Annotated in this window: 17 protein-coding genes; 4 read left to right on the top strand and 13 right to left on the bottom strand. The window is 63.6% G+C overall.

Features of this window, described 5'->3' with window-relative positions; genetic code table 11:
- Positions 1 to 24: 24 nt before the first annotated feature.
- The 3 genes from ectB to FFI94_RS10210 are packed head-to-tail and all read left to right on the top strand — an operon-like array spanning position 25 to position 2644.
- The gene (gene ectB, locus FFI94_RS10220; RefSeq protein ID WP_138872848.1) at positions 25 to 1287 is read left to right on the top strand and encodes a diaminobutyrate--2-oxoglutarate transaminase; all 1263 of its coding nucleotides are present in this window, start codon (positions 25 to 27) and stop codon (positions 1285 to 1287) included.
- A gap of 16 nt (positions 1288 to 1303) precedes the next feature.
- Complete coding sequence (locus FFI94_RS10215; RefSeq protein WP_033232898.1) at positions 1304 to 1702, top strand: ectoine synthase; 399 nt, start codon at positions 1304 to 1306, stop codon at positions 1700 to 1702.
- Positions 1703 to 1711: 9 nt separating this feature from the next.
- Positions 1712 to 2644 (top strand): D-isomer specific 2-hydroxyacid dehydrogenase family protein, encoded by a 933-nt coding sequence (locus FFI94_RS10210; RefSeq protein WP_138872847.1) that lies wholly within the window; start codon positions 1712 to 1714, stop codon positions 2642 to 2644.
- A 4-nt stretch (positions 2645 to 2648) separates the two neighbouring features.
- On the opposite strand, the gene helR is transcribed toward FFI94_RS10210, so the two are convergent.
- Complete coding sequence (helR, locus tag FFI94_RS10205; RefSeq protein WP_185993172.1) at positions 2649 to 4814, bottom strand: RNA polymerase recycling motor ATPase HelR; 2166 nt, start codon at positions 4812 to 4814, stop codon at positions 2649 to 2651.
- A 168-nt stretch (positions 4815 to 4982) separates the two neighbouring features.
- Between helR and FFI94_RS10200 the strand changes: the two genes are divergently transcribed.
- Positions 4983 to 5840, top strand: a complete 858-nt coding sequence (locus FFI94_RS10200; protein WP_138872846.1) for an NAD-dependent protein deacetylase — start codon at positions 4983 to 4985, stop codon at positions 5838 to 5840.
- On the opposite strand, the gene proB is transcribed toward FFI94_RS10200, so the two are convergent.
- From proB to FFI94_RS10140, 12 genes are all read right to left on the bottom strand, one after another.
- Complete coding sequence (gene proB, locus FFI94_RS10195; RefSeq protein WP_138872845.1) at positions 5813 to 6916, bottom strand: glutamate 5-kinase; 1104 nt, start codon at positions 6914 to 6916, stop codon at positions 5813 to 5815. The two genes, FFI94_RS10200 and proB, sit on opposite strands and share 28 nt — an antisense overlap.
- Before the next feature lie 33 nt (positions 6917 to 6949).
- The gene (gene obgE / locus FFI94_RS10190; RefSeq protein ID WP_138872844.1) at positions 6950 to 8401 is read right to left on the bottom strand and encodes a GTPase ObgE; all 1452 of its coding nucleotides are present in this window, start codon (positions 8399 to 8401) and stop codon (positions 6950 to 6952) included.
- A gap of 225 nt (positions 8402 to 8626) precedes the next feature.
- Positions 8627 to 8896: a 50S ribosomal protein L27 gene (gene rpmA / locus FFI94_RS10185; RefSeq protein WP_003944532.1), complete on the bottom strand. Its 270-nt coding sequence runs from the start codon at positions 8894 to 8896 to the stop codon at positions 8627 to 8629.
- Between the two features lie 42 nt (positions 8897 to 8938).
- A complete protein-coding gene (gene rplU, locus FFI94_RS10180) occupies positions 8939 to 9250 on the bottom strand; it encodes a 50S ribosomal protein L21 (RefSeq protein ID WP_033232889.1) in 312 nt (103 codons plus the stop codon).
- Between the two features lie 334 nt (positions 9251 to 9584).
- On the bottom strand, positions 9585 to 12857 hold the full coding sequence (locus tag FFI94_RS10175; protein WP_138872843.1) for a translation initiation factor IF-2 N-terminal domain-containing protein: 3273 nt from the start codon (positions 12855 to 12857) through the stop codon (positions 9585 to 9587).
- Between the two features lie 452 nt (positions 12858 to 13309).
- On the bottom strand, positions 13310 to 13729 hold the full coding sequence (gene ndk, locus FFI94_RS10170) for a nucleoside-diphosphate kinase (protein WP_138872842.1): 420 nt from the start codon (positions 13727 to 13729) through the stop codon (positions 13310 to 13312).
- Between the two features lie 18 nt (positions 13730 to 13747).
- Positions 13748 to 14167: a DUF4233 domain-containing protein gene (locus tag FFI94_RS10165; protein WP_138872841.1), complete on the bottom strand. Its 420-nt coding sequence runs from the start codon at positions 14165 to 14167 to the stop codon at positions 13748 to 13750.
- A complete protein-coding gene (locus FFI94_RS10160; protein WP_138873709.1) occupies positions 14164 to 15570 on the bottom strand; it encodes a folylpolyglutamate synthase/dihydrofolate synthase family protein in 1407 nt (468 codons plus the stop codon). The genes FFI94_RS10165 and FFI94_RS10160 overlap by 4 nt, the downstream gene beginning before the upstream one ends.
- A gap of 44 nt (positions 15571 to 15614) precedes the next feature.
- The gene (locus tag FFI94_RS10155) at positions 15615 to 18296 is read right to left on the bottom strand and encodes a valine--tRNA ligase (protein ID WP_138872840.1); all 2682 of its coding nucleotides are present in this window, start codon (positions 18294 to 18296) and stop codon (positions 15615 to 15617) included.
- A gap of 72 nt (positions 18297 to 18368) precedes the next feature.
- Positions 18369 to 22508: a bifunctional nitrate reductase/sulfite reductase flavoprotein subunit alpha gene (locus FFI94_RS10150; RefSeq protein WP_138872839.1), complete on the bottom strand. Its 4140-nt coding sequence runs from the start codon at positions 22506 to 22508 to the stop codon at positions 18369 to 18371.
- A gap of 146 nt (positions 22509 to 22654) precedes the next feature.
- Positions 22655 to 24682 (bottom strand): S9 family peptidase, encoded by a 2028-nt coding sequence (locus FFI94_RS10145; protein ID WP_138873708.1) that lies wholly within the window; start codon positions 24680 to 24682, stop codon positions 22655 to 22657.
- The gene (locus FFI94_RS10140; protein WP_138872838.1) at positions 24682 to 25290 is read right to left on the bottom strand and encodes a GNAT family N-acetyltransferase; all 609 of its coding nucleotides are present in this window, start codon (positions 25288 to 25290) and stop codon (positions 24682 to 24684) included. Before FFI94_RS10140 ends, FFI94_RS10145 begins: the two co-directional genes overlap by 1 nt.
- Between the last annotated feature and the right edge of the window lie 8 nt (positions 25291 to 25298).

Below are 25298 nucleotides of genomic sequence, written 5' to 3'. Positions count from 1 at the left end.
CTGCCCCGGAGGAACAAAGAAGATATGAATACCGTAGAAGCAAGCATTTTCGAAACCCTCGAATCCGAGGTTCGCAGCTATTGCCGTGATTGGCCCGCAGTGTTCAGCAGTGCATCCGGATCCTGGATCCGCGACGAGAACGGCCGCGATTACCTCGATTTCTTCGCCGGCGCCGGCGCACTCAATTACGGCCACAACAATCCGGTGCTCAAATCCGCGCTGGTCGACTACATCTTGAGCGACGGCATCACGCACGGCCTCGACATGTCCACAGTGGCCAAACGCGAGTTCCTCGAGACCTTTCAGCGCACCATCCTCGAACCCCGCGGCTTGGACTACAAAGTCCAGTTCCCCGGCCCGACCGGCTCGAACACCGTCGAAGCTGCACTCAAACTGGCCCGCAAGGTCACCGGCCGCGAAGCGATTATCAACTTCACCAACGCTTTCCACGGTATGACTCTTGGTGCGTTGTCCGTCACCGGTAACTCGATGAAGCGCGCCGGCGCCGGCATCCCCCTCGTGCATTCGACGCCGATGCCGTTCGACAACTACTTCGACGGCGTCACCGAGGACTTCCAGTGGTTCTCCCGCGTCCTCGACGATTCGGGTAGCGGAATCAACCGTCCCGCCGCAGTCATCGTCGAAACTGTCCAGGGCGAAGGCGGCGTGAATGTCGCTCGCCCCGAATGGCTTCGGGCGCTCGCAACACTGTGCTCCGATCGCGAAATCCTCCTGATCGTCGACGATGTCCAAATGGGTTGTGGCCGTACGGGTCCGTTCTTCTCCTTCGAAGAGGCAGGCATCGTTCCGGATATCGTCACCCTGTCGAAGTCGATCGGCGGCTACGGCATGCCGATGGCACTGACCCTGTTCAAACGCGAACTCGACGTGTGGGGCCCAGGCGAGCACAACGGAACGTTCCGCGGCAACAACCCGGCCTTCGTGACGTCGAAGGTTGCACTCGATCACTACTGGTCGGACGACGCACTCACCAAGAGCACCCTGAAGAAGGGCGCGCGGATCAGCGAATGCTTCGCCAATCTCGCCGATCAGTTCCCCGGCGAGGTCTCGACCCGAGGCCGGGGCCTGGTTCAGGGACTCGTCTTCGAGCAGCCCGAGCGGGCCGGCAAGGTCTGCCAACTGGCATTCGACGAGGGATTGCTGGCGGAAACCTCCGGCCCGTCCGACCAGGTAGTGAAATTGCTTCCGGCGCTGACGATTACCGACGACGAGATCGAACACGGCCTGTCGATTCTGGCCGAAGCGACCGTCAAGGTATGCAGCTAGAGAAAGGAACTCCCCCATGATCGTGCGCACCACCACCGAGATCACCGACACCGACCGCGACATCACCAGCGAGGACGGCAACTGGCGCAGCAAGCGCATCGTCCTGGGCGGCGACCGCGTCGGATTCTCGTTCCACGAAACCACCATCAAGGCCGGATCGGTCAACACCTTCCACTACGCCAACCATGTCGAGGCCGTCTGGCTCGTCGAAGGCACCGGAAAGCTGATCGACCTGGACAACAACACGGAATACGATCTCGCACCCGGATCGATGTACCTGCTCAACGGGCACGAGCGTCACCGCGTCGAACCTGACACCGAGATGCGGATGCTGTGCGTGTTCAATCCTCCGGTCACCGGGCGTGAGGTACATGACGAGAACGGAATCTACCCACTCGTCGAGGTGCCCGCGTAGCGTCAAGCCATGACGACTGACACCTCACCACGTGTAGCGATCGGTCCGGCCCCCGATGCACTGCTCGACAGTGCAGTGCTTCGGGGCGGCGGATTGATCAGTCCGCTCGAGTCTGCCGACGCTCTGATCTGGGCCGGATCACCGGATTCGTTTCCGACGGAGTTGCCGCCGTCGGTCCGGTGGGTGCAGCTTCCGTCCGCCGGGATCGAGGATTGGTTCGAGACTGGGGTGATTCCGAAGGACACCTACATCACGTGGACGTCGGCTGCGGGCGCGTTCTCTTCGTCGGTAGCAGAGCACGCCCTGATGTTGCTCTTGGCCGGCGTCAGGCATCTGCCCGCCCACATCGAGGCAAAGACGTGGCGTCAGTTCGAGTTCTTCCCGAAAGTCGGCACGCTGCGAGGTTCCACGGTGGGGATCATCGGTGCCGGCGGGATCGGCCGTGCGTTGATTCCGATGCTGGCCGCACAGGGGGCAGACAGCATCGCAGTCAATCGCAGTGGCAGTCCTGTGCCCGGCGCGGTGGCTACATACCCCGCAATGCGCATGAACGAGATCTTCTCTCGCGCAGATCACTTCGTCATCGCGGCCCCGGCAACGCCCGCAACACGCCACCTCGTCGGAGCGGCGCAACTCGCCGCGATGAAGCCGCATTCCTGGGTGATCAATGTCGCTCGCGGATCCCTGCTGGATACCGACGCGCTGGTGGACGCAATCGCGACCGAACGGATCGGTGGCGCCGGACTCGACGTCACCGATCCCGAACCGCTACCAGACGGCCACCCGCTGTGGGATCTGACCAATGCCATCATCACTCCCCACGATTCCAATCCGCCGGGAGTGCGACCGGCCGCCTTCGCCGATCACGTGTCCAAGAACGTGACGCGGTTTGCCAACGGAGAGACACTCGCCGCACTCGTCGATCCGATCGCGGGCTACTGACCCCTCAGACTTCGCCAAGTCCGGCCAGGGCCTGCGGCAAGGGGCCCTGATGCAGGACGCCGAGGCGTTGGGTGGCTCGGGTCAGGGCTACATACAGGTCGGCCGCGCCCCGAGGGCCCTGCGCGAGGATCCGTTCCGGTTCCACGACCAGAACGGCGTCGAATTCCAAGCCTTTTGTCTCCGACGCCGGCACCGTGCCAGGAACACCGGGTGGACCGATGACAACACTGGTTCCCTCACGGCCGGCTTCTTCGTGTACGAATTCCTCTATGGCAGAATGCAGTTCGCCGCCCTCGACTCGCTTTGACCACGGCGCGACGCCACACGATCGGACAGACTCCGGCGGCGAAACCGACGGCGCAAACTCCGCGAGAACAGCTGCGGCGACGCTCATGATCTCCGCGGGAGTTCGGTAGTTCACCGACAACGGTCGGTAGACCCAGCGCCCCGGCACGTACGGTTCCATCATCGCGCCCCACGTGATCGCACCCGCCGCCGACCGTCGTTGAGCGAGATCCCCCACCACCGTGAAGGATCGGTCAGGGCAACGCCGCATCAACACCCGCCAATCCATTTCGGACAGTTCCTGAGCTTCGTCGACCACAACGTGCCGGTACGTCCAATCCCGGTCAGCGGCAGCACGTTCGGCCAGATCCCGAGTGTCGAGCTCGACAAAGCGGTCGGCCAGATCCTCGGCGTACAACATGTCCTGAGCGAGCAGGTGATCCTCGTCGTCCATCAGGTCCTCGCGGCTGATCATCATGTCCAGCACGCCGGCCGCGTAGGCGGCTTCTTCCCTACGTTCCTGCTCCGCCGACTGATCGACGGGTTTGTCCCGGCCCAACAGGTCGACGAGTTCGTCGAGCAACGGCACGTCAGACACCGTCCACGCGTCACCGTCCACGCGCAGCAGCACCTCGTCGCCGCCCGCCGCTCGCAGCCGCGGAGCTGACGTATACAGCTCTGCCAGAAGCGTTTCCGGCGTCAGGATCGGCCACAATTCGTCCAGCGCAGCGACGAACCCGGCATGTTCCGTCAGCTCCTCGATCAGGTCCTGCCGCAGTTGCTCCCACGCGTCGCGGTCCGACCTGCTCAACCAGCCCCGGCCGATCCGGGCTATCGCGCGCTCGGTGAGTGCCCACGTGAGTATCTCGGTGAACACTGCCCGGGCGTCGTTGTGCGCGTGACCACTGGCGCGTGCCTCTTCCCTGGCCCACTGCGCGGTCTCGGCGTCGATCCGTACCGTCGCGTCCGCCAATTCGATCAGCACAGGTTCTGCGGGCAGTTGTTGCCGGTCGGCAACAGCCGCCGCGAGCACGTTCAGGAACTTCAGGGAACCTTTGATTCGGGCGACTTCCGGAGCGTCCTCGGCGGTGACGCTCAAACCGGGCACAAGATCACCCGTTGTCATGAACACCACATCGGATTCGCCCAGCGACGGCAGCACCCGGCCGATGTGCGTCAGGAACGCCGGGTTGGGCCCGACCACCAGCACACCGTGGCGTTCCATCCGCTCCCGCTGGGTGTAGAGAAGATACGCGACGCGGTGCAGCGCCACCACAGTCTTCCCGGTTCCCGGACCGCCCTCGATCACCACAACCCCGGAGTGCTCGAGCCGGACGATGTCGTCCTGCTCGGCTTGGATCGTTGCCACGATGTCACGCATTCCGTTGCCGCGCGGGGCATTGACCGCCGCGAGCAAGGCCGCGTCGCCGCGTTCGGCGCCACCCGGCCGACCGAGTACCTCGTCCGTGAAATCGACCACACGACGCCCACGCGTGTGAAACTGGCGGCGTCGACGCATGTTCTCCGGATGAGCCGCAGTGGCGACGTAGAACGGACGCGACGCCGGCGCCCGCCAATCGAGTAGCACCGGTTCGTACTCGTTGCCTGAGTCCAGAAGACCGATGCGACCGATGTAGGTGTGTTCACCGTCGAGGCTGTCCAACCGTCCGAAACACAGCCCGTTGTCGGCCACATCGAGCCGCTTTGCCTCGGTGGCAAGCGCGCGTACCTCGTCGTCGCGTTGCAGGAGGTTTCCGCCGTCTCCCCGCAATGCCGCGGTGTACCTGCCCTTCACTCGCGCACGCTCGGCATCGAGCCGCGCGTAAAGCCCCGCCACGTAACCCTGCTCGGCGCTCAGTTCGTCTTCGTACCCTCGAGTTGGCACGTGCCCCTCCACTTCCATGGCTCTTCCGATCCCCTGTGTACGAGGGACCGGAAGAGCCATTCTGCGGCACTACCCCGGCCTTGCCGCAAGCCCCCCAGTTGGCTATATATTGAAAGTGGAGGAAAGCGTTTATCCCGGTCACTGACGCAGACGGCCTATCCTGGAACGGTGCCGACCAGTGACAACCGCCTCGATACCCTCACCGAACTCCTGTCCGGGCGCCGACTCGCAATCTTGACGGGCGCGGGCATCTCCACCGATTCCGGAATCCCCGACTACCGCGGGCCCGATTCACCGCCGCGCAATCCGATGACCTTTCAGCAGTTCGTCGGCGACTCCGCGTTCCGGCGCCACTACTGGGCGCGCAACCACATCGGCTGGCGGTACATGGACAGCTCTCGCCCCAACCTCGGCCACCGGGCGGTGGCAACTCTCGAGCGCAGTGGCCGCGCCGTCGGAGTCATCACCCAGAACGTGGACCTCTTGCACACCAAGGCCGGGGCCCGCAATGTCATCGACCTGCACGGCACCTACGCACAGGTTCGGTGCCTGGACTGTCAGCGACTGATCTCGCGCACAACACTTGCCGAACGACTCGAGGAGGCGAATCCCGGCTTTGCCGAAACTGTCGCTGCGGCAAAGGGAGTCGAGATAGCACCGGATGCGGATGCGGTCATCGAGTCGACCGCACATTTCCGAGTCGTCGACTGCGGCGTGTGCGGCGGAATTCTCAAGCCCGACATCGTGTACTTTGGCGAGTCCGTCCCCAAGGAACGAGTTGCCCGCGCATACAGCCTGGTCGACGAAGCCGACGCTGTACTGGTTGCCGGTTCGTCGTTAACCGTCATGTCTGGACTACGATTCGTGCGCTACGCCGCGAAGGCGGGAAAGCCCGTTGCGATTGTCAATCGTGGACTCACCCGCGGTGACGAATTCGCCGCCCTCAAACTCGATATCGGTTGTACCGAAGCGCTTTCCGCTCTAGTAGCACGTGAGCGCTACAGCGCTACCAAGTCATCGGCGTGAACAACCGGACGCTGCATATCCGCCGGCAGATCCGCGGTGGAGCGTCCGAGGATTTCTTCGATCTCCGAGGCATCGAACGCAACGACACCGCGGGCGACGGGCTTCTCCCCCGGACCCATCAAAGACACCACGTCGCCGGCATGGAAATCGCCTGAGACACCGACGATTCCAGCGGACAGCAAGCTACGACGCTTGGTGACAACCGCACGCACGGCACCTTCGTCGAGATGCACGTCGCCCTGCGTATCGGCGGCATGACGCACCCAGAATCGGCGGGCCGAGAGCCTCGTGGGCCGCGCGGCAAACGCGGTTCCCACATCGGCCCCGCTCAGTGCTGCTGCCGCGTCGGACGCAGCGGCAAGGAGAACGGGCACACCGGAATCGGCAGCCAAGCGGGCAGCGGAGAGCTTGGACGCCATACCGCCCGTACCCAGCGCACCACCCGAACCGGCTACCACTCCGTCAAGATCCTCGGGACTGTTGACCTCGGGGATCAAGGTGGCATTGCCCTTGCGGGGATCACCGTCGTACAGACCGTCGACATCGGAGAGCAGAATCAGCGCGTCTGCGCCGACCAGGTGCGCCACCAACGCGGCCAGTCGGTCATTGTCACCGAAACGGAGTTCTGTTGTTGCGACAGTGTCGTTTTCGTTGACGATGGCCACCGCGTGCAATGCCCGCAGTCGATCGAGGGTTCGCTGAGCGTTGCGGTGTTGCGTCCGCCGAGCGATGTCGTCGGCGGTGAGTAGAACCTGCCCCACCGTTCGCCCGTACCGCGCAAAGGACGTACCCCACGCATGGGCCAGCGCCAATTGTCCGACGCTGGCTGCCGCCTGCTTTGTTGCGAGGTCCCGAGGTCGTTTGGTAAGTCCCAACGGAGCCAATCCGGCACCCACGGCGCCGGAAGACACCACAACAACGTCCGAACCCGCACGCATGCGGGCTTCGATGGCGTCGGCCAACAGATCAAGCCGATGGGTATCGAGGCCCGCGACCAAACTGGTCAGTGCGGACGACCCGATCTTCACGACAATACTGTGAGCCGACGCAATCGACTCCCTGGTGGAACCGAGCACAGTCCCGTTCCCTCACTTCTGGTTTCGCGTGTGTTAGCTGTCTTCGTCGAGCAAGCCGCGGCGAACGCGCCTGGCATGCTTGCGCTCGTCGGCGCCGATGCGCTCGACCTGATCGAGTCGCGGATCCGTACCGCGACCCGTACGGGTCAGGTCGATACCGGCCGGGGTCATCGGCTCCCACTCGAAGCTGACGTCACCGATGGTGACCGACGCTCCGGGCTGTGCGCCCTTCTTGACCAGTGCATCTTCGACGCCCAACCGTGCAAGACGGTCGGCGAGGTAGCCCACGGCTTCGTCGTTGTCGAAGGCCGTCTGACGGATCCATCGCTCCGGGCGCGTACCGCGGACGACAAACCCACCGGGAATATCGGGATCCTTCTCGATGGTGAAGCTGGAATCCTTGACCTTGATCGGCCGGATGATCTGACGCTTCGGCTCCGGCTTGGGGTTAGCCGCCTGGTAGTCGCGCACCATCTTCGCCAAAGCGAATGTCAACGGGCGCAAACCTTCACGGCTCACAGCCGAAATCGTGAAGACGGGCCAGCCGCGAGCTTCGATCTCCGGTGTGACCATCTCGGCCAACTCGGCCGCCTCAGGCACGTCCGTCTTGTTGAGGATGACAACGCGCGGGCGCTTGTCGAGGTCACCGAGTCCGGAGTCGCCGGACAGAGCAGGCGTGTAGGCAGCCAGTTCTGCTTCGAGTGCGTCGATGTCGGAAATCGGGTCGCGTCCCGGATCCAGAGTTGCGCAGTCGATCACATGTGCCAGCACGGCACAGCGCTCGATGTGGCGCAGGAAGTCCAGACCCAATCCGCGGCCTTCGCTGGCACCGGGGATCAGTCCGGGGACATCGGCGACGGTAAACGTGGTGTCGCCGCTCGAGACAACACCGAGGTTGGGAACCAGCGTCGTGAACGGGTAGTCCGCGATCTTCGGCTTAGCCGCCGACAGGACGGAAACCAGCGAAGACTTACCGGCGGAGGGGAATCCGAGCAGACCCACGTCGGCAACCGACTTGAGTTCGAGAACCAGGTCACGCTCGACGCCGTCTTCACCGAGCAGCGCGAAGCCGGGAGCCTTGCGGGCCTTCGAGGCCAATGCCGCGTTGCCGAGGCCACCACGTCCACCTTGAGCGGCGTCGTAGCGCGAGCCGACTCCCACGAGGTCGGCCAGGACATTGCCGTCGGTATCGAGCACGACGGTGCCGTCCGGAACCTTCAGGATGAGATCTTCGCCGTTGGCGCCTTCACGGTTGCTGCCGGCACCCTGCTTGCCGTTGGTGGCCTTCGCATTGGGATGAAAGTGGAAGTCGAGCAGAGTATGGATGTTTTCGTCGACGACGAGGACGACATCGCCGCCGCGTCCGCCGTTCGCACCGTCAGGACCGCCGAGCGGTTTGAACTTCTCGCGGTGTACGGAGGCGCAACCGTTGCCGCCTTTTCCAGCGCTGACGTGCAGCACAACACGGTCAATGAATCGGGACATGACTGCCGGATCCTTCCTCAGTCAATTGCGGGTCTCACGCGATGAGCTGAACTTCAGGTGAGCAGGGTTGCTCGGGTGAAACAAGTGAAATGAAAGCACTGCTTAAACAAACAATAGGGGCGGACCGGGTTATTTCAACCCTGGTCCGCCCCTATTGGGAGCTTGGAACGCGTCACGGCGTCACTGAAAGCAGTTGAACCTGTGACGCACAACTAGCGAGAGAGACTAGACCTCAGCCGCAACGACGGCCGGAACGATGTTCACGGTCTTGCGTCCACGCTTCTGGCCGAACTCGACTGCACCGGCAGCGAGAGCGAACAGGGTGTCGTCGCCGCCACGGCCGACGTTGACGCCGGGGTGGAAGTGCGTGCCGCGCTGGCGAACCAGGATTTCGCCTGCGCTGACGGACTGGCCGCCGAAGCGCTTCACGCCGAGGCGCTGGGCGTTTGAATCGCGACCGTTACGGGAGCTGGATGCACCCTTCTTATGTGCCATGCTATTGACCCTCCTCGGGTGAAATTAGCTAGAAAGAACTGGTTACTTGATGCCCGTGACCTTGAGCACCGTAAGCGGCTGCCTGTGGCCCTGACGCTTGTGGTAACCGGTCTTGTTCTTGAACTTGTGGATGCGGATCTTCGGGCCCTTGGTGTGCTCGACGATCTCACTGGTGACCGCGACCTTGGCCAGCTTGGCCGTGTCGGTGGTCAGGTCAGATCCGTCAACCACGAGAACGGGAGCAAGCGAGACAGCAGTGCCGGGCTCACCCTCGATCTTCTCGACCTTGACGAGGTCACCAACAGCGACCTTGTACTGCTTTCCGCCGGTCTTGACGATCGCGTACGTTGCCATCGGAGGGCTACCCCTTGCTTCTTCGAACTTGCTCGCGCTGCTGCCTGAGGCGTCAAATGCATCGCGACTGGTCTGGTTTATGTCACCTCGGCTCGATGCTGATGCACCGGGAGATTCCCGTAGACATTCCCGCACTCTAGGCACACGGAATCTCTACCGCCGGGTGGCGACTATGCAAGGTTACGGGAAAGCAACCGTCATGGTCAAACCGCCCCGCCGAGGGGTGAAACGATCCTACATTTACTGCTTCTACCAGCAGAAACTTCGGTTCATGGCTTCGGCGCCCGCCACAGCGGGTCAGGCACCGAAGCCAATTTCCGAACGAAGGTAGTTCTTACTCGCCGTCAACCGGCGGACCGGCCGGACGTGCTGCTGCGCGGCGTCGACGCGGCCTCTTGACCACCACGACGTCGTCTTCCACCGGTGCCGCTGCACCGGCGGTGACAGGCTCCGTTACGGCTTCCGCCACAGGTTCGGGCGTCGGCAGAACAAAGACCGTGCCGACCTCGGGTGCCGCGGCACTTGGCGCTGACGCGGCCCGAGACGCCCTGCGGCTGCGACGACGACTTCGCGGAGCAGATTCGGCTGCCACCGCACTGCCATCGACGTCACCCGACCGGGTGTCGCTAGTTCCGCGATCTGTCTGCGCCGCAACACTATCCACAGCACCATCAGTAGTCCGGCCAGAATCGACAGTGGACGAATCCGCTGCCACCGGCGCCGATTCGGCACTTTTGGAAGCATCGCGCTCCGCCGGAGCCTGCGCCTTCGCTGCGCTCGCCTCGTCGTGACCATGCTCGTGCTCGTCGTGGTGCGCAGCCATCGCCAACGCCACCGGGTGCGCCCGCTTGACTGTCGCGTCGACTGCCGGAACCTCCGACGTCTGCGCTTCGTGTCCGTTGGACTCTGTGGCGGCCGGCTTGTCCCCGCGGCCACGCTTGTTCTTGCGTGAGCTTCCGGAGTCGCTGCGCTGCTGCGAGGAGCGTGCTCCACCGTCATCGGCGGACTTCACCTCGACCGGTTCGGAATGCACGATGATGCCGCGACCGTGGCAGTGCTCACATGTTGTCGAGAATGCCTCGACCAGACCGGTACCCAACTTCTTACGGGTCATCTGGACCAATCCGAGCGACGTGACCTCGGAAACCTGATGACGCGTGCGATCACGGCCCAGGCATTCGGTGAGTCGACGCAGGACCAGATCCCGGTTCGATTCGAGCACCATGTCGATGAAGTCGACGACGATCATTCCGCCGATGTCGCGCAAACGCATCTGGCGAACGATCTCCTCGGCAGCTTCGAGGTTGTTGCGCGTCACAGTTTCTTCGAGGTTGCCGCCTGCACCGGTGAACTTGCCGGTGTTGACGTCGACAACTGTCATGGCCTCGGTGCGGTCGATCACCAGCGTGCCGCCGGACGGCAGCCACACCTTGCGATCGAGCGCCTTGGCCAACTGCTCGTCGATGCGACGGGCCTGGAAAATGTCGATGCCGTTGTTCGGCGTGTACTTCTCGAGTCGCGGCAGAAGATCCGGAGCGACGGAGTTGATGTAGTTCTCCACCGTGCCGTGAGCCTTGTCGCCCTCGATGACCAGCTTCGAAAAGTCCTCGTTGAACAGGTCACGAATAACCTTGACCAGCATGTCAGGCTCTTCGTACAGCGCCTGCGGGCTGCCGGACTTCCCGGAGTCCGCCGCGGCGGCCTGCTCTTCGATTCCCGCCCACTGAGCCTGCAGACGAGTGACGTCGCGCGCCAGCTCCTCTTCGCTGACACCTTCGGACGCCGTGCGGATGATCACACCGGCGTCGGCCGGAACGATGTCGCGCAGGATTTCCTTGAGGCGCTTGCGCTCGGTGTCTGGCAGCTTGCGGCTGATACCGGTGGACGAACCACCGGGAACGTAGACGAGGAAACGTCCGGCCAGAGAGATTTGCGTAGTCAGACGGGCACCCTTGTGTCCGACCGGATCCTTGCTGACCTGCACCAGAACCTGGTCGCCCGGCTTGAGAGCCTGCTCGATCTTGCGGGAGTTGCCACCGAGACCGGCAGCTTCCCAGTTGACCTCACCGGCGTACAGCACGCCGTTGCGTCCGCGTCCGATGTCGATGAACGCAGCTTCCATGCTGGGCAGCACGTTCTGGACGCGACCCAAGTAGACGTTGCCCACCATCGACGCGGCGGCCGAGTTGGTGACAAAGTGCTCGACGAGGACGCCGTCTTCGAGGACTGCGACCTGCGTTGTTGCATGCGGCTGACCACTGTCGGCGCGATCGCGCACGACCATCACCCGATCAACAGCCTCGCGGCGGGCCAGGAACTCGGACTCGGTCAGGATCGGCGGACGACGACGTCCGGCATCACGCCCGTCGCGGCGGCGCTGACGCTTTGCCTCGAGTCGCGTGGAACCACTGATTCCCTGAACTTCGTCCCGCACGACGCGGGTCTTGCTGCGCGGTTCGCGCTCGTGAACGACCGTGTTCGGCGGGTCGTCCTCGGACGTCGTGGTCGAATCGGCGCCACTGTCGGAGCCGGTCTTGCGACGACGGCGACGACGGCGACGACGGTTGTTGCCGTCGGCGTCGAGGTCGGAATCTTCGCTGCTCTCGGACTCGGTGTCACTCTCGGCTTCTTCGGACGCCGCCTTGTCGGACTTGCCCTCGACGTCCGCCGGAGTGCTCTTGTCATCCGGAGCGGACTCGGACGTCGATTCGTCCGAAGACTCGGACTCGTCCTCGTTCTGCTCCCCCGCCTGCTCACCGCGCCCACGACCACGACCACGGCGTCCACGACGGCGACGACGCGGCTGGTCGTCGTCTTCCTCGTCGGATTCAGCCTCGGCATTCTCGCCTTCGGCCTGCGGTGCGGTGATGGTCTCCGGTGCCTGCGGGGATTCGGCTACAGCCGTTTCGACTGCAGCTGTCTCGGCCGGTGCGCTCTCGGCCTCGGCCGGTGCGCTCGACTTCTCCTCGACCACCGGTGCTGCCGGCTCACGACGAGCCCGGCGACGACGCGGCGCAACCTCGACCGCTTCCATGTCCGGCTGCAGGAAGAGCGGAACCTGGGCCGGTGCCTGCTCTGCTTCGGGTGCGTGAGTCTGCGCCGCTTCGAAGGACGTGAAGAGATCCGACTGCTCAGGCTCGCTGCCCGGCAACGCTGCGGCCGCATCAAGATCTGCCGCGATCTCCGCAACGGCGGGGTCGACTACAGCCGGCTCTTCGGCGACAACCTTCTTGCGTGAACGACGCGCACGGGCCGGCTTTTCCGCAACGGGCGGAGCCTCGACGGCCGGTGCTTCTACTGCTGGTGCTTCTACAGCTGGCGTCTCTTCGACAGGCTTCTCGACCACGGGGTCGATCAGCGCGTCGAGTTCGGCGACCACCGGCTCGATGACATCGGCGACGGAGTGCAACGACGCATGAATACGTTCGGCGACGTCACGGTGCACGCTCGACTGAGCGCTGCGAATCTCGGTTCCGAGGGCAGCAGCCTCCGCGAGGACCTGCTTGCTGGTGATTCCCAGCAACTTGGCCAGCGCATGGACGCGCATCTTGTCCGGAAAGACCGGAGCTTCGTTCGATTCTGAATCTGTTGGGGCTTGATCGGCCACGTAAGTCTCCTCAGCCCCCGGGCGCGTCCAACTCTGCAATCGAGTTGTCACGCGGCCACGCAGGGGCGCGCTGTGTGTACTCGCACTCAGAAGTGAGTGCGAGATTGTAAGGTCTCGCTCCGCATGGTCCGTAGTGCCCGTTATTCACTGCGTACACATGAAGTGCCTGGCTGGATGGCTGTTGTCCGTGAGGTCCGTGGCCCGAGCGCCTGATCATCCAGCGTGCAAAGGTCTAGGGATTTCCTGTTGACCGATAGCAGCGATGAAAGGGCATCGAGCGCAATGTCACGTCGAACCTGGTGTCACATCGAAACTTGGGTGTCATCCGGTTGAACACACGTAGAACAAAAATTGCGCTTCAACCAATAGCAGTATCCCACATCGATGCGCCCGTTACTTGCAAGGGCGCACCAATGTGGGACAAGTGCTGCTCGAGGAAACGCGTCGAAGAGTCAGATGGACGACAGGGCCGGGAACCACAGCGCGATCTCACGCTCGGCAGATTCGACGGAATCGCTTCCGTGCACCAGGTTCTGCTGCGATTCGAGACCGAAGTCGCCGCGAATCGTTCCCGGTAGCGCCTTCTCGACGGGGTCGGTGCCACCGGCGAGCTGACGGAATGCGGCGATGGCACGAGGGCCTTCGAGCACTGCGGCAACCAACGGACCGGAGGTGATGAACTCCAACAAGCTCGGGTAGAACGGACGCTCGGCGTGCTCCGCGTAGTGGCTACCAGCCACGTCTTCGGAAGCGGTGCGGAGGTCGAGTGCTGCGATGGTCAGGCCTTTGCGCTCGATACGACTCAGGATTTCTCCCACGTATCCACGGGCAACGGCGTCGGGCTTGATCAGTACGAGGGTGCGCTCAGTCACGTCGGCCAGCCTAAATGGTCAGTCGCGCTGACCCGGAAGCAGGCCCTCATCCATCCGTCGCGCGATGTCCTTGCGCAGGTAGACCAGGTACGCCCACACCAAGGCAAAGACGATTCCCATGATGCCGATGGAGTAGTGGACGAAGAATCCGAGGATCAGCAGGACCTGCAGGGCGATGTTGTACTTCATCGCCCACGGACGTCCCTGGATGCCGCAGCCCAGGATCATCAGCACTGCCAAGCCCAGGATGTACGTGCCGGAGAACCAGTTCAATCCGTCGCCGACAACTTGCACGACGGGGATAGTCAGCAGTACAACGATCACCTCGAGAATCAGGGTTCCCGACGCAATTCCGCGGAATCCCTTCCACGGGTCCTTCGTCGGGGCGCCGAACTGAGATTTCCCAGACTCCGGGTTCGATTCTGACGGGGTGCTCACGCTGGATCCTTTCCGAACAATGTGCGGGCCGCACCGGCTGTCACGACGGATCCGGTAACCACTACACCTGCCCCTGATACTGCTTCGCCGGGTTCGGCTACCTGTTCCGCAATTTCGATTGCGGTCTCCAACGCGTCCACCAACTGCGGAGCCACGACCACGCGCTCGTCCCCGAACTTGGCAACGGCAATGTTCGCCAGTTCCTCGACGTCCATCGCGCGCGGTGAGCCGTTATGTGTCACCACGATCTCGTCGAAGACGGACTCGAACGCGGTCATGATCGCGTCGACGTCCTTGTCCTTCATGACGCTGACCACTCCGACGAGCTTGCGGAAATCGAACTCGGCCGCCAGGGCCGCCGCCAGTGCGCGGGCACCGTCCGGGTTGTGTGCCGCATCGAGGAATACCGTCGGCGCACTCCGAACTCGTTCGAGGCGACCAGGATTGACGACGGAGGCAAAGCCCGAACGGATGGCGTCCTGATCGAGTTGCCGATCCGGTCCCGCGCCGAAGAAGGCTTCGACGGCAGCCAGGGCCAATGCGGCGTTTCGTGCTTGGTGCTCACCGTGAAGTGGCAGGAAGATCTCGGTGTAGACGCCACTGAGTCCCTGGAGTTCGAGCTGTTGACCACCGACGGCGATCTGCCGGCCCAGCACCTTGAACTCGGATCCTTCGCGGGCGACCGCTGCGTCGACCTCGACGGCGCGGCGCAGCAGCACCTCCATCACCTCGGGCGTCTGCTCGGCGATGATCGCCACGGTGTCCACCGGCACCAGGCTCTCGCGGCCCTTCTTGATAATCCCGGCCTTCTCCTCCGCGATTCCCGCGAGGTCGCTGCCCAGGTATTCGGCGTGATCGAGGCTGATCGGGGTGATGACCGCAACCTGGCCGTCGATGACGTTGGTGGCATCCCACCGTCCGCCCAATCCGACCTCGACAACAGCGACGTCGACGGGCGCTTCCGCAAACGCGGCATACGCCATCGCGGTGAGCACCTCGAACTTGCTCATCGCCGGTCCGCCGGCAGCTTCGGACTGCTGATCGATCATCTGCACGTACGGTTCGATCTCACGGAACGTGTCCACGTACAGCCGCGGTGAGATCGGCGCTCCGTCGATGCTGATCCGCTCGGTCGCGATCTGCAGGTGCGGACTGGTGGTTCGGCCGGTTCGGCGATGCAGCGCCGTCATGAGCGAGTCGATCATCCGCGTCACCGAGGTTTTGCCGTTGGTTCCGGTGACGTGCACGGACGGATAGTTGTGCTGCGGCGAGCCGAGCACATCCATGAGGGCCTCGATACGCGTGAGCGACGGCTCCATCTTGGTTTCCGGCCACCGCTTGTCGAGTTCTGCCTCGACCAGCGCCAACTCGGCGATGTCGACCGGAGTCGGCACCGAACTGATCGGCGGGAAACCGGACTCCCCGAATTCCGGGGGTTCTACCGAGCTCACTTGTCGCCCAGCTCCTTCAAACGGTTGGTGATGCGCTCGATCTCTTCGACGGCGATCTGACGACGCGTCTTGATCTTGTCGACGACGGCGTCGGGAGCCTTCGCGAGGAACGCTTCGTTGGCGAGCTTGTTGTCTGCGGTGACCAGTTCCTTCTGAGCCGCCGTCAGGTCTTTCTCGAGTCGCTTCTTCTCGGCGCCGAGGTCGATGGTGCCGGAGGTGTCGATGTCGACCGTGACGGTCCCCTTGCTCAGGCGTACTTCCACCGAGATGGAGGCCGTGAAGCCTTCTTCGGGTTCGGTGAGCTTGGCGAGTGCCTGCACGTACGCGAACTGTCCGTCCAGACCGGCTTCGGAGAGCCCGGACGCACGCGCCGGAACCTTCTGGGAAGGCTTGAGGCCCTGATCATTTCGGAAGCGGCGCACCTCGGTGATCAGACGCTGGGTGTCCTCGATGCGGGTAGCGGCATCGGTGTCGACGGCATTGCCGGATTGCGTCGGCCACTCGGCGATAACAACGGATTCACCGCCCGTGAGCACCTTCCACAAGGTCTCGGTCACAAACGGGATGACCGGGTGCAGCAGGCGCAGCAGCGCATCGAGCACGTTGCCCAGCACCGCGCGGGTATTGGCGGCAACGGTTTCGTCGGCGGCAAACTGAACCTTCGCCAATTCGAGGTACCAGTCACACACCTCGTCCCACGCGAAGTGGAACAGGCCCTCGCAGGCCTTGCTGAACTCGTAGCGATCGAACGCCGAATCGGCCTCGGCTGCAACAGTATCCAGGCGGTCAAGAATCCAGCGGTCGGCGTCGGTGAGCTCGCTGCGCGCCGGAAGCGGTGCCGGTGCGGCGCCGTTCATGAGCGCGAACTTGGTGGCGTTGAACAGCTTCGTGGCGAAGTTGCGCGACGACTGGGCGGAATCCTCGCCGACGGAGAGGTCACTGCCCGGGTTGGCACCGCGGGCGAGCGTGAAGCGCAGGGCGTCGGCGCCGAAACGCTCGACCCAGTCCAGCGGGTCGATCCCGTTGCCACGCGACTTCGACATCTTCTTGCCGAACTGGTCACGGACCAGACCGTGCAGGAACACGTCCTTGAACGGAACCTGCGGGCCCGACTTACCGGCCCCGGCAGTGATCGACTCGTCTTCGGACACGTAGGTACCGAACATCATCATGCGGGCGACCCAGAAGAACAGAATGTCGTATCCGGTCACCAAAACACTGGTGGGGTAGAACTTTTCGAGTTCGGCAGTACTTTCCGGCCACCCCATCGTCGAGAAGGGCCACAGACCGGACGAGAACCACGTGTCGAGAACGTCAGGGTCCTGGACCCAGCCTTCCGGCGCGCTCTCGTCGGGTCCGAAGCTGGCGACTTCACCTTCCGGGCCGTACCAGACGGGAATGCGGTGACCCCACCACAGCTGGCGCGAGATGCACCAGTCGTGCATGTTGTCGACCCAGTCGAACCAACGCGGCTCTTGGCTCGCCGGGTGAATGACGGTGTCGCCGTTACGGACTGCGTCACCGGCAGCCTTGGCGAGGCTTTCGACCTTGACCCACCACTGCAGCGACAGGCGCGGCTCGATGGCTTCACCACTGCGCTCGGAGTGCCCGACGCTATGCAGGTACGGACGCTTCTCGGCGACGACGCGACCCTGCTCGGCCAGTGCTTCGCGAACCTTGACGCGCGCCTCGAAGCGGTCCATACCGTCGAATTGTGTTCCGGTGTCGGCAATCCTGCCGGTCTTGTCCATGATGGTGGGCATGGGCAGGTTGTGCCGCACGCCCATCTCGAAGTCGTTGGGGTCGTGAGCCGGCGTGATCTTCACGGCGCCGGTTCCGAACTCGGGGTCGACGTAGTCGTCCGCGATGATCGGGATCTGGCGACCGGTGAACGGGTGCTCGAGCGTGGTTCCGAGCAAGTGCTTGTAGCGCTCGTCGTCCGGGTGAACGGCCACCGCGGTATCACCGAGCATCGTCTCCACACGGGTGGTGGCGACGATCACGTGCGGCTCGCTGTCGTCGAGTGAACCGTAGCGAAGGGAGACCAGCTCACCTTCGACGTCCTCGAACTTGACCTCGATGTCGGAGATCGCGGTCTGCAGCACGGGTGACCAGTTGACCAGACGCTCGGCGCGGTAGATCAGACCCTCGTCGAACATGCGCTTGAACACGGTCTGCACCGCACGCGAGAGGTTCTCGTCCATCGTGAAGCGCTCGCGGCTCCAGTCGACTCCGTCACCGATGCGGCGCATCTGGCCGCCGATGGTGCCACCGGATTCGCGCTTCCACTCCCAGACCTTCTCGATGAAGGCTTCGCGGCCGAGGTCTTCCTTCTTGGCGCCCTCCACGGCCAGCTGCTTCTCGACGACGGACTGCGTCGCGATACCGGCGTGGTCCATGCCGGGCAGCCACAGAACTTCGAAGCCCTGCATCCGCTTGCGGCGGCTCAGCACATCCATGAGGGTGTGATCGAGCGCATGGCCCATGTGCAGGCTGCCGGTCACGTTCGGCGGCGGGAGCACGATGGAGTAGCCGGGCTTGTCGCTGGTGGCGTCGGCGCGGAAGTAGCCCGCATCCACCCAGCCCTGATACAAATCGGCCTCTACAGCACTGGGGTCCCAGCTCTTGGGGAGGGCGTCGGCGGGGGTCTGCGGGTTCTCTGGAGCTGCACTGGTCACGCCTTGATCCTAGTGACTCCCCCGTCCAGCGTGAATTTGCACCTCTCACCGCTGCAATGCAGGGATCGCAAATCAGTAGACGTCACGTACGTAGCGTTTCTCCGCGGCCAGCGCCTTGACGTATGCCTCGGCACTGCGAGGTGCCAGCTTTCCGTATTGCGCGACCACACCACTCAAGGCGCCGTCGACATCCTTGGCCATCCGCTCGGCGTCACCACACACATAGAAATGTGCGCCGTTCTGCAGCCACTCCCACAGCAGCGCACCCCGCTCACGCATCCGGTCCTGGACGTAGATCTTCTCGGATTGATCCCGGGAGAATGCGACGTCGAGTTCTGTGAGGAATCCGTCTCGGCGGAGTTCTTCGATTTCTTCGCGGTAGTAGAAGTCGGTAGCGGCGTGCTGTTCCCCGAAGAACAGCCAGTTCGGTCCGGTATGCCCCAATGCTCGTCGTTCGTGCAGGAAGGCCCGGAAGGGTGCGATGCCGGTGCCCGGCCCAACCATGATCATGGGCGCGGTGGGATCCGCCGGCGGCCGGAAATGACTGGATTTCTGGACGTAGATGCCGATGTCGTCACTACCGGCGTAATCGGCAAGGTACGTCGAGCACACCCCGCGGCGCGGGACACCCACGACGTTGTACCGGACGGCGGAGACGGTCAACTGCACCTCGTGCGGATTCTCCTTCGGGCTCGAGGAAATCGAATACAGTCGCGGCTGAAGGGGTTTGAGCACACCGAGCCATTCGTCGACGGAAGCCCGCACCGGAGACTGGGCCAGCACGTCGACGGATTGTCGGCCCCACGACCAGTCCTTGAGCGCAGCTTTGTTCTCCGGCTTCAGCAGTTCCGCGATATCCGTGTCCCTGGTTCGCTGATGTACGAACCGGAGCAGGTCACCGGTGACGCGGGTGATCTCGAGACGTTCGGAGAGCGCGGTACGTAGCGTCATCGCGCCGTACTCGCCCAGTTCGACTGTGCTCTCACCGTCGAGTCCGGCGACCGAGAGCCATTCGTCCACGATCGGAGTGCTGTTGCGTGGCCAGACCCCCAGTGCGTCGCCGGCTTCGTAACTGACAGTGCCCTCGGGCAGATGAAAGCCCAACTGCCGGACATCTTTTGTCGAACCAGGGCGATTGAGGACGACGTTGCGCGACAGGCTGGTGATCAGGGGAGATTTCTTGCTGTACACCGGTGAACTGTCTTGCTGCGCGCTCACACGAGCTGTCCGGCTGACTGCGGGGGCGGGCTCATCCCCCACAGCGGTAGCGACCGCGTCCAACCACCCGGCAGCGTCGTCCTCGTAGTCCGGTTCGCAGTCGACACGATCGATGATGCGGGTGGCCCCGAGTTCGGACAGCCGAGCGTCGAGTTTGCGCCCGTGCCCACAGAAGTCATCGTAGTTGGAGTCGCCGAAACCGATGACGGCATAGCGTGTCCCGGCCAGCGAGGGGGCGTCGTCGCCCGTCAGGGCGTCCCACAATCCACTGCCGTTGTCCGGGGGATCTCCGTCGCCGGTCGTGCTGGTGATCAGCAGCAGTTCACGAGTGTCCGCGAGGTCGGCGACCGAGAACTCGTCCATCCCGTGCACCCGCACCGGCAAGCCCGCTTCCCCCAGCCGAGAGGCACACGTGGCGGCAAATTCCTCGGCGTTGCCGGTCTGCGATGCCCAGAGCACCACGATCTGCGCCCGCTGCTCGTCAGGTCGGCTCTCGGACCGGTCGACTCCGGAAATTGCCGTTCGCGAGTACAGCCCGGCCAGGACACCGTCGACCCACATCCGCTTAGCCGCATCAAAGGGCGCGGTAGGAGGCAAGGTCGGAACGCCCGGTGTGCGGTCGGCATCCGTCCGTAGTGCGGCGAGAAGCCCGGCAAGATACTGCTGTTCGAGTGGATCGAATACTATTGCCGTCGCATCGTTTTGACCGAGGACATCAGCGAGAACGTCGACCCGAGACACCTGCGTTCCCCTCTCGACGGGAGTTGCTTCCGGCACGGTCACGGCAAGCTTGGTCACGGCAACCTTGGTCAAGGTGACAGCGCAAGCCTTGAACTCCGGTTGCTGCGACGCCGGATCGATTGCGTCGTTGGTGACGGCGTTGATGGTCAGGTACTCACCGAATGCGTCGTTCCAGTGAAATGGCGCAAAGCAATTCCCCGGACGCACCCGGTCGGTGATCAGAGCGGGCAGGACGGCACGGCCGCGGCGTGAGGCAACCTCGATCGCGTCCTTGTCGGCGATGCCGAGCCTGGCGGCATCATCGGGATGCATTTCCACAAATGGGCCCGGATTGAGTTTGTTGAGTTTGGCGACCTTGCCGGTTTTGGTCATGGTGTGCCATTGGTGCGCGAGTCGGCCGGTGTTGAGCAGGAACGGGTAGTCGTCGTCGGGCATTTCGGCGGGCAGCATGTGCGGCCGGGCGAAGAACGACGCGCGCCCACTGGCGGTGGGGAATGCGAGCCGCGGAGTGCTGCCGTCCTCCCGCACGAGAAGCCGTTGGCTGACGCCGTCATTGAGGTATCGAATGGGGTGGCGGTCCTGATCGCTGCCCGGTGGGCACGGCCACTGGATGGAGTTCTCCCGGAGGCGCTCGTATGTAACTCCCCGCAGGTCGTAGCCGGTCTTCGGATTCCAGAACTGCTTGATCTCCTCGAACACGTCCTCGGCACACGTGTATGTAAACGCGTCGGCATAACCCATCTCACACGCGATCCGGGCGATGATCTGCCAATCCGGCAGTGCTTGGCCGACCGGGTCCAGTGCCTGCTGGAAGAGCGTCAGGTTACGTTCGGAGTTGATCATCACTCCGTCCGATTCGGTCCACAGCGACGCCGGGAGCAGTACGTCGGCATATTCGTTGGTTTCGGTGCCGAGGAACGCGTCCTGAGTGACGACAAGCTCCGCCTTCTCCAGTCCGGCGAGTACCGTCTTTCGATTCGCCACCGTCGCAACGGGATTGGTACAGATGATCCAGCACGCCTTGATCTCTCCGGCCGCCATCCGGGTGAACATGTCGATGGTTCCGCCGCCGACGTCGGTGCACAGCGACCCGTGGGGAATGCCCCACCGGTCCTCCACGAATTCACGATCGTCGTCGAACATCACCGCACGCTGACCAGGCAATCCTGGACCCATGTAACCCATTTCGCGGCCCCCCATGGCGTTCGGCTGACCGGTCAGCGAGAACGGGCCACTACCGGTCTTGCAGATCGCGCCGGTCGCGAGATGCAGGTTGCAGATGGCGTTGGTGTTCCACGTTCCGTGGGTGCTCTGGTTCAAACCCATTGTCCAGCAGCTCATCCAGTTTCCGGCCTCACCGATCAACCGGGCGGCGGCGCGGATGTCTGCCTCGGCAATGCCAGTGATCTCAGCGACCTTGTCCGGCGTGTATTCGGCGAGGAAACCGGGCATGACCTCCCAGCCTTCGGTGAACTCGGCGATGAACTCGGGATCGGTGTGGCCGTTCTCGACAAGGAGGTGCAGCAGTCCGTTGAGCAGGGCAAGATCCGTGCCGGGCGCGATCTGGAGAAACAGATTCGCCTTGTCGGCAGTGGCGTTGCGCCGGGGATCGACGACGATCAAGGTCGCGCCAGCCTTGACGCGCTCCATCATCCGCAGAAACAGGATCGGATGGCAGTCCGCCATGTTCGCGCCGATCACGAAGAACACGTCCGCGTGTTCGAAGTCCTGATACGAACCGGGCGGTCCGTCGGCGCCCAGGGACTGCTTGTATCCGGTGCCTGCACTGGCCATGCACAGCCGAGAATTGGATTCGATCTGATTGGTTCCGATGAATCCCTTGGCCAGCTTGTTCGACAGGTACTGGGCTTCGAGAGACATCTGCCCCGACACGTACAACGCAACGGCATTCGGGCCGTGCTCGTCGACCATCGCGCGCAGACGGTGCGCTGTCTCGGTGATCACGGCGTCGATGTCCGCAGCTTCGATCGCTCCGCCGCGACTGGGCCGCAGGTACGCGGACTCCATTCGACCGGGGCCGGCCAGCATGTCCGCAGTCGTTGAGCCTTTGGTGCACAACCGCCCGAAATTCGTGGGGTGAGTCTTCAGACCCGTCGATTTTGCCGCTTTCCTACGTCCCGTCTCCGGGTCGGTGATGATGTCGAGCACCAGACCGCACCCCACGCCGCAGTACGCGCAGAGTGTGTCGACGCTGGTAGTGCCGAGTTGATCAGTGCCGAGTTGAGCGCCCATCGTTCCTTGCATCCCTTCGACCGAGAATCAAGGTCGATATTGATCATCGGATGCAGATGTTTCGAGACCTCGTGCCCGACGTTGCGGGTCAATCACTCTTTCCTCACGGTGGCCCCTACCCCGATGTGAGGGGCCGGCGGCCCCGATCAGCCCAGTATCTCCGGAAGCGAGACGTCCTCACCCAGGATGTGCTCGGACAGGAAGGCGATCACCACCTCGTACCAAATCTTCGTGTGCGTCGGTTTGAGGACCCAGTGGTTCTCGTCCGGGAAATAGAGGAACCGGTGATCGGTCTTTCCGTCAGCATCGGCGGGTAATCCGGATTCCGCAAGGAGTTCGTACCAGAGCCGCAGCCCCTCACCGATCGGAACGCGATAGTCCTTGTCACCGTGAACCACGAGCATCGGGGTGTTGATGTCGGCAACGTACAGGTGGGGCGAGTTCTCGACGGCCATTTCCGGGGACATCTCGCGTTGCCAGTACCACGCCGAATCCGTCGTCGGACCGAATTGGTCCAGGGCCCACAGGCTTGCGTGCGTGACAATCGCGTCGAACCGGTCGGTATGGCCTGCAATCCAATTCGCCATGTAGCCACCGAACGAACCGCCCATCGCACCGGTGCGGTTGGGGTCGATCTCGGGGAGCGCCACGGCGGCATCGGTGACGGCCATCAGGTCGGTGAAGGGAGCCTTGCCCCACTGCCCCCACCCTCGCTGCACGAAGTCCTGGCCATATCCCGTGGACAGGGCCGGGTCCGGCAACAACACCGCGTACCCGTTCGCGACCAAGAGCCAGGGGTTCCACCGCCACGACCAGGTGTTCCACGAATTCAGCGGACCGCCGTGCACCCACAACAGCAGCGGCACCGGCGCGTGAGCCGCAGCGCCGGTCGGCAACGCCAACCAGCTCCGAACCTGCGTCCCGTCCTCGGCCCTCGCGCTGATTTCGGTCAGGGTGCCGGGCAGTTCCGGCAACGCGTCCGGCCCGCGCAACGGCAACACTTCGCCCGAGCGAAGAGTAATGCGAACCACGTGCGGCGGAGCCTCGTACGATGCGCGCAGAGCGTAGAGAAACTCACCGTCCGCCGACACGCGAATGTCGGTGTACGCGGCAGCGTCCTTGGTCAGCCGCACGGGCTGACCCCACAGATCGGTCGTGAAGACGGGCCCGCGGCCACCCTCGTCGGCGGTGACGACCAAACCCGATCCGTCGGACAGCCACGCAAGCGACGTCGGCCAGCGGTCCCAACCGTCAGCAACAGCGGTCACTGCGCCGGTTCGGAAATCGTAGAGCCCCAAGGACACTCGCGGCGCATGCTCCGGCGTTGTGAGAGTTTCACGGATGAACGCGACCCGAGTACCGTCCGGGGAAACGGCGGGACTGTGCACGTCGGCACCGGCGTCGTCCACCAGTGTGACCCGGTTTCCGCTCAGTGTGTCGACCCGCACGATGGTCGAGCGGCGGGCGGCGCCGGAATCCCCGACTGCCCACGTGGACACGACAAACAATCCGTCGGCGCTGATCGACATCGAACCTTCGCGCAGCGCCGCTCCGGCGTTCGGTGTCACGTCGCGCAGAACAACAGCACCTTCCGCATCGGATTCGCCGACAACTAGGTGCGGTTGATCCGGACCCAGATCGTGGTCCCAGTGCCGCACCGGGTATCCGGTGTGCAGCATGGCGGTGACCTTGCCGTCCTTGCGGGCCGTGCGGATCTCGTCGTCGTGCTCGAGACCGCGCGCCGACGCCATGACCGGGGTGTGCGCCACAAAGGTCGGTGCCGACCGCGCAGCCATGACTGACGACATGCCGCTGGTGCGCCTGCACACCACGCTCGCCTCGCCGCCCGCGGCGGGCAACCGCCACAGAGCTGGTTGCGGCGAGTCCTCCCCCGGTACGGAACGGGTTGCGGTGAAAAGGATGTCTCCGTCGAAAGTAAACGTGGCACCGGACTCGCTGGTGGTGCCCCAGGTCAGTCGCCTGGCCGGCCGACGACCTTGCGGATCGAACTCCCACAGCGAGGACACGTACTCGGTACCGGTCTCGTCGAGGACGGCCCGCCCGCAGATCAGCATCGAACCGTCCGGTGAGAGCGCCAGACCCGACAACCTCGGTAGGGCGATGTAATCGTCCAACTCGTCGAACGGCGTACCGCCGTGCAGTTCAGGCAACATCACTTCGGCTCCCGCAACATCGGATAAACGGTGGGTCCTCCATCAGGTATCACGATTTCGTCGCTCACCTCGAATCCGAAACGGTTGTAGTACGGAATGTTCTCCTTCTTGCTGGATTCGAGATAGGCCGGTATCCGATCTCGATCGCACCGATCGAGCCTCGAATTCAGCAGCGCCTTGCCGTACCCGCCGCCGCGCGCCTGTGCCCCGGTACCGATGGTGGCGAGATACCAGTGCGGCACGGTGGGGTGAGCCTTCTCGAGGACGCCGCCCACTTCGGCACCGACCATCATGCGGGTTCCCAATGCACGCACGACGGCCGGAAAACTGATCACGGACTCCCACGTCGTCTGCTTCCAGCGTCCCGGAGGATCCCAGAGCGCCGCCCCGCCGATCACACCGTTCTCGTCGACCGCTACTTCCGACCCACCGCCGGCCAAGTGGTGATATCGGACTTCCGCGGCAAACAAGCGTGCCAACCGCACTCGCCGGGATTCCTCGTCCGGCAGTATCCACACCATCAGCGGGTCGTCATCGAACGCGTCTGCAAGGACTTCTGCAAGTGCTGGAATATCCGCAGTTTCGGCCGGTCGAACGCTCACACCCATCGTGCGAG

It is taken from the genome of Rhodococcus sp. KBS0724 (assembly GCF_005938745.2).
In the GTDB taxonomy this organism is placed as follows: domain Bacteria; phylum Actinomycetota; class Actinomycetes; order Mycobacteriales; family Mycobacteriaceae; genus Rhodococcus_F.
The sequence above is the reverse complement of the archived record's forward strand: the minus strand, read 5'-3'. Positions and strand labels throughout refer to the sequence as shown.

What these genes read in the sequence shown, in the direction of transcription:
- ectB (WP_138872848.1), top strand. Translation starts at nt 25, where the DNA reads ATGAATACCGTAGAAGCAAGCATTTTCGAAACCCTCGAATCCGAGGTT.
- FFI94_RS10215 (WP_033232898.1), top strand. Translation starts at nt 1,304, where the DNA reads ATGATCGTGCGCACCACCACCGAGATCACCGACACCGACCGCGACATC.
- FFI94_RS10210 (WP_138872847.1), top strand. Translation starts at nt 1,712, where the DNA reads ATGACGACTGACACCTCACCACGTGTAGCGATCGGTCCGGCCCCCGAT.
- obgE (WP_138872844.1), bottom strand. Translation starts at nt 8,401, where the DNA reads ATGTCCCGATTCATTGACCGTGTTGTGCTGCACGTCAGCGCTGGAAAA.
- rpmA (WP_003944532.1), bottom strand. Translation starts at nt 8,896, where the DNA reads ATGGCACATAAGAAGGGTGCATCCAGCTCCCGTAACGGTCGCGATTCA.
- rplU (WP_033232889.1), bottom strand. Translation starts at nt 9,250, where the DNA reads ATGGCAACGTACGCGATCGTCAAGACCGGCGGAAAGCAGTACAAGGTC.
- FFI94_RS10150 (WP_138872839.1), bottom strand. Translation starts at nt 22,508, where the DNA reads ATGGGCGCTCAACTCGGCACTGATCAACTCGGCACTACCAGCGTCGAC.
- FFI94_RS10145 (WP_138873708.1), bottom strand. Translation starts at nt 24,682, where the DNA reads ATGTTGCCTGAACTGCACGGCGGTACGCCGTTCGACGAGTTGGACGAT.
- FFI94_RS10140 (WP_138872838.1), bottom strand. Translation starts at nt 25,290, where the DNA reads ATGGGTGTGAGCGTTCGACCGGCCGAAACTGCGGATATTCCAGCACTT.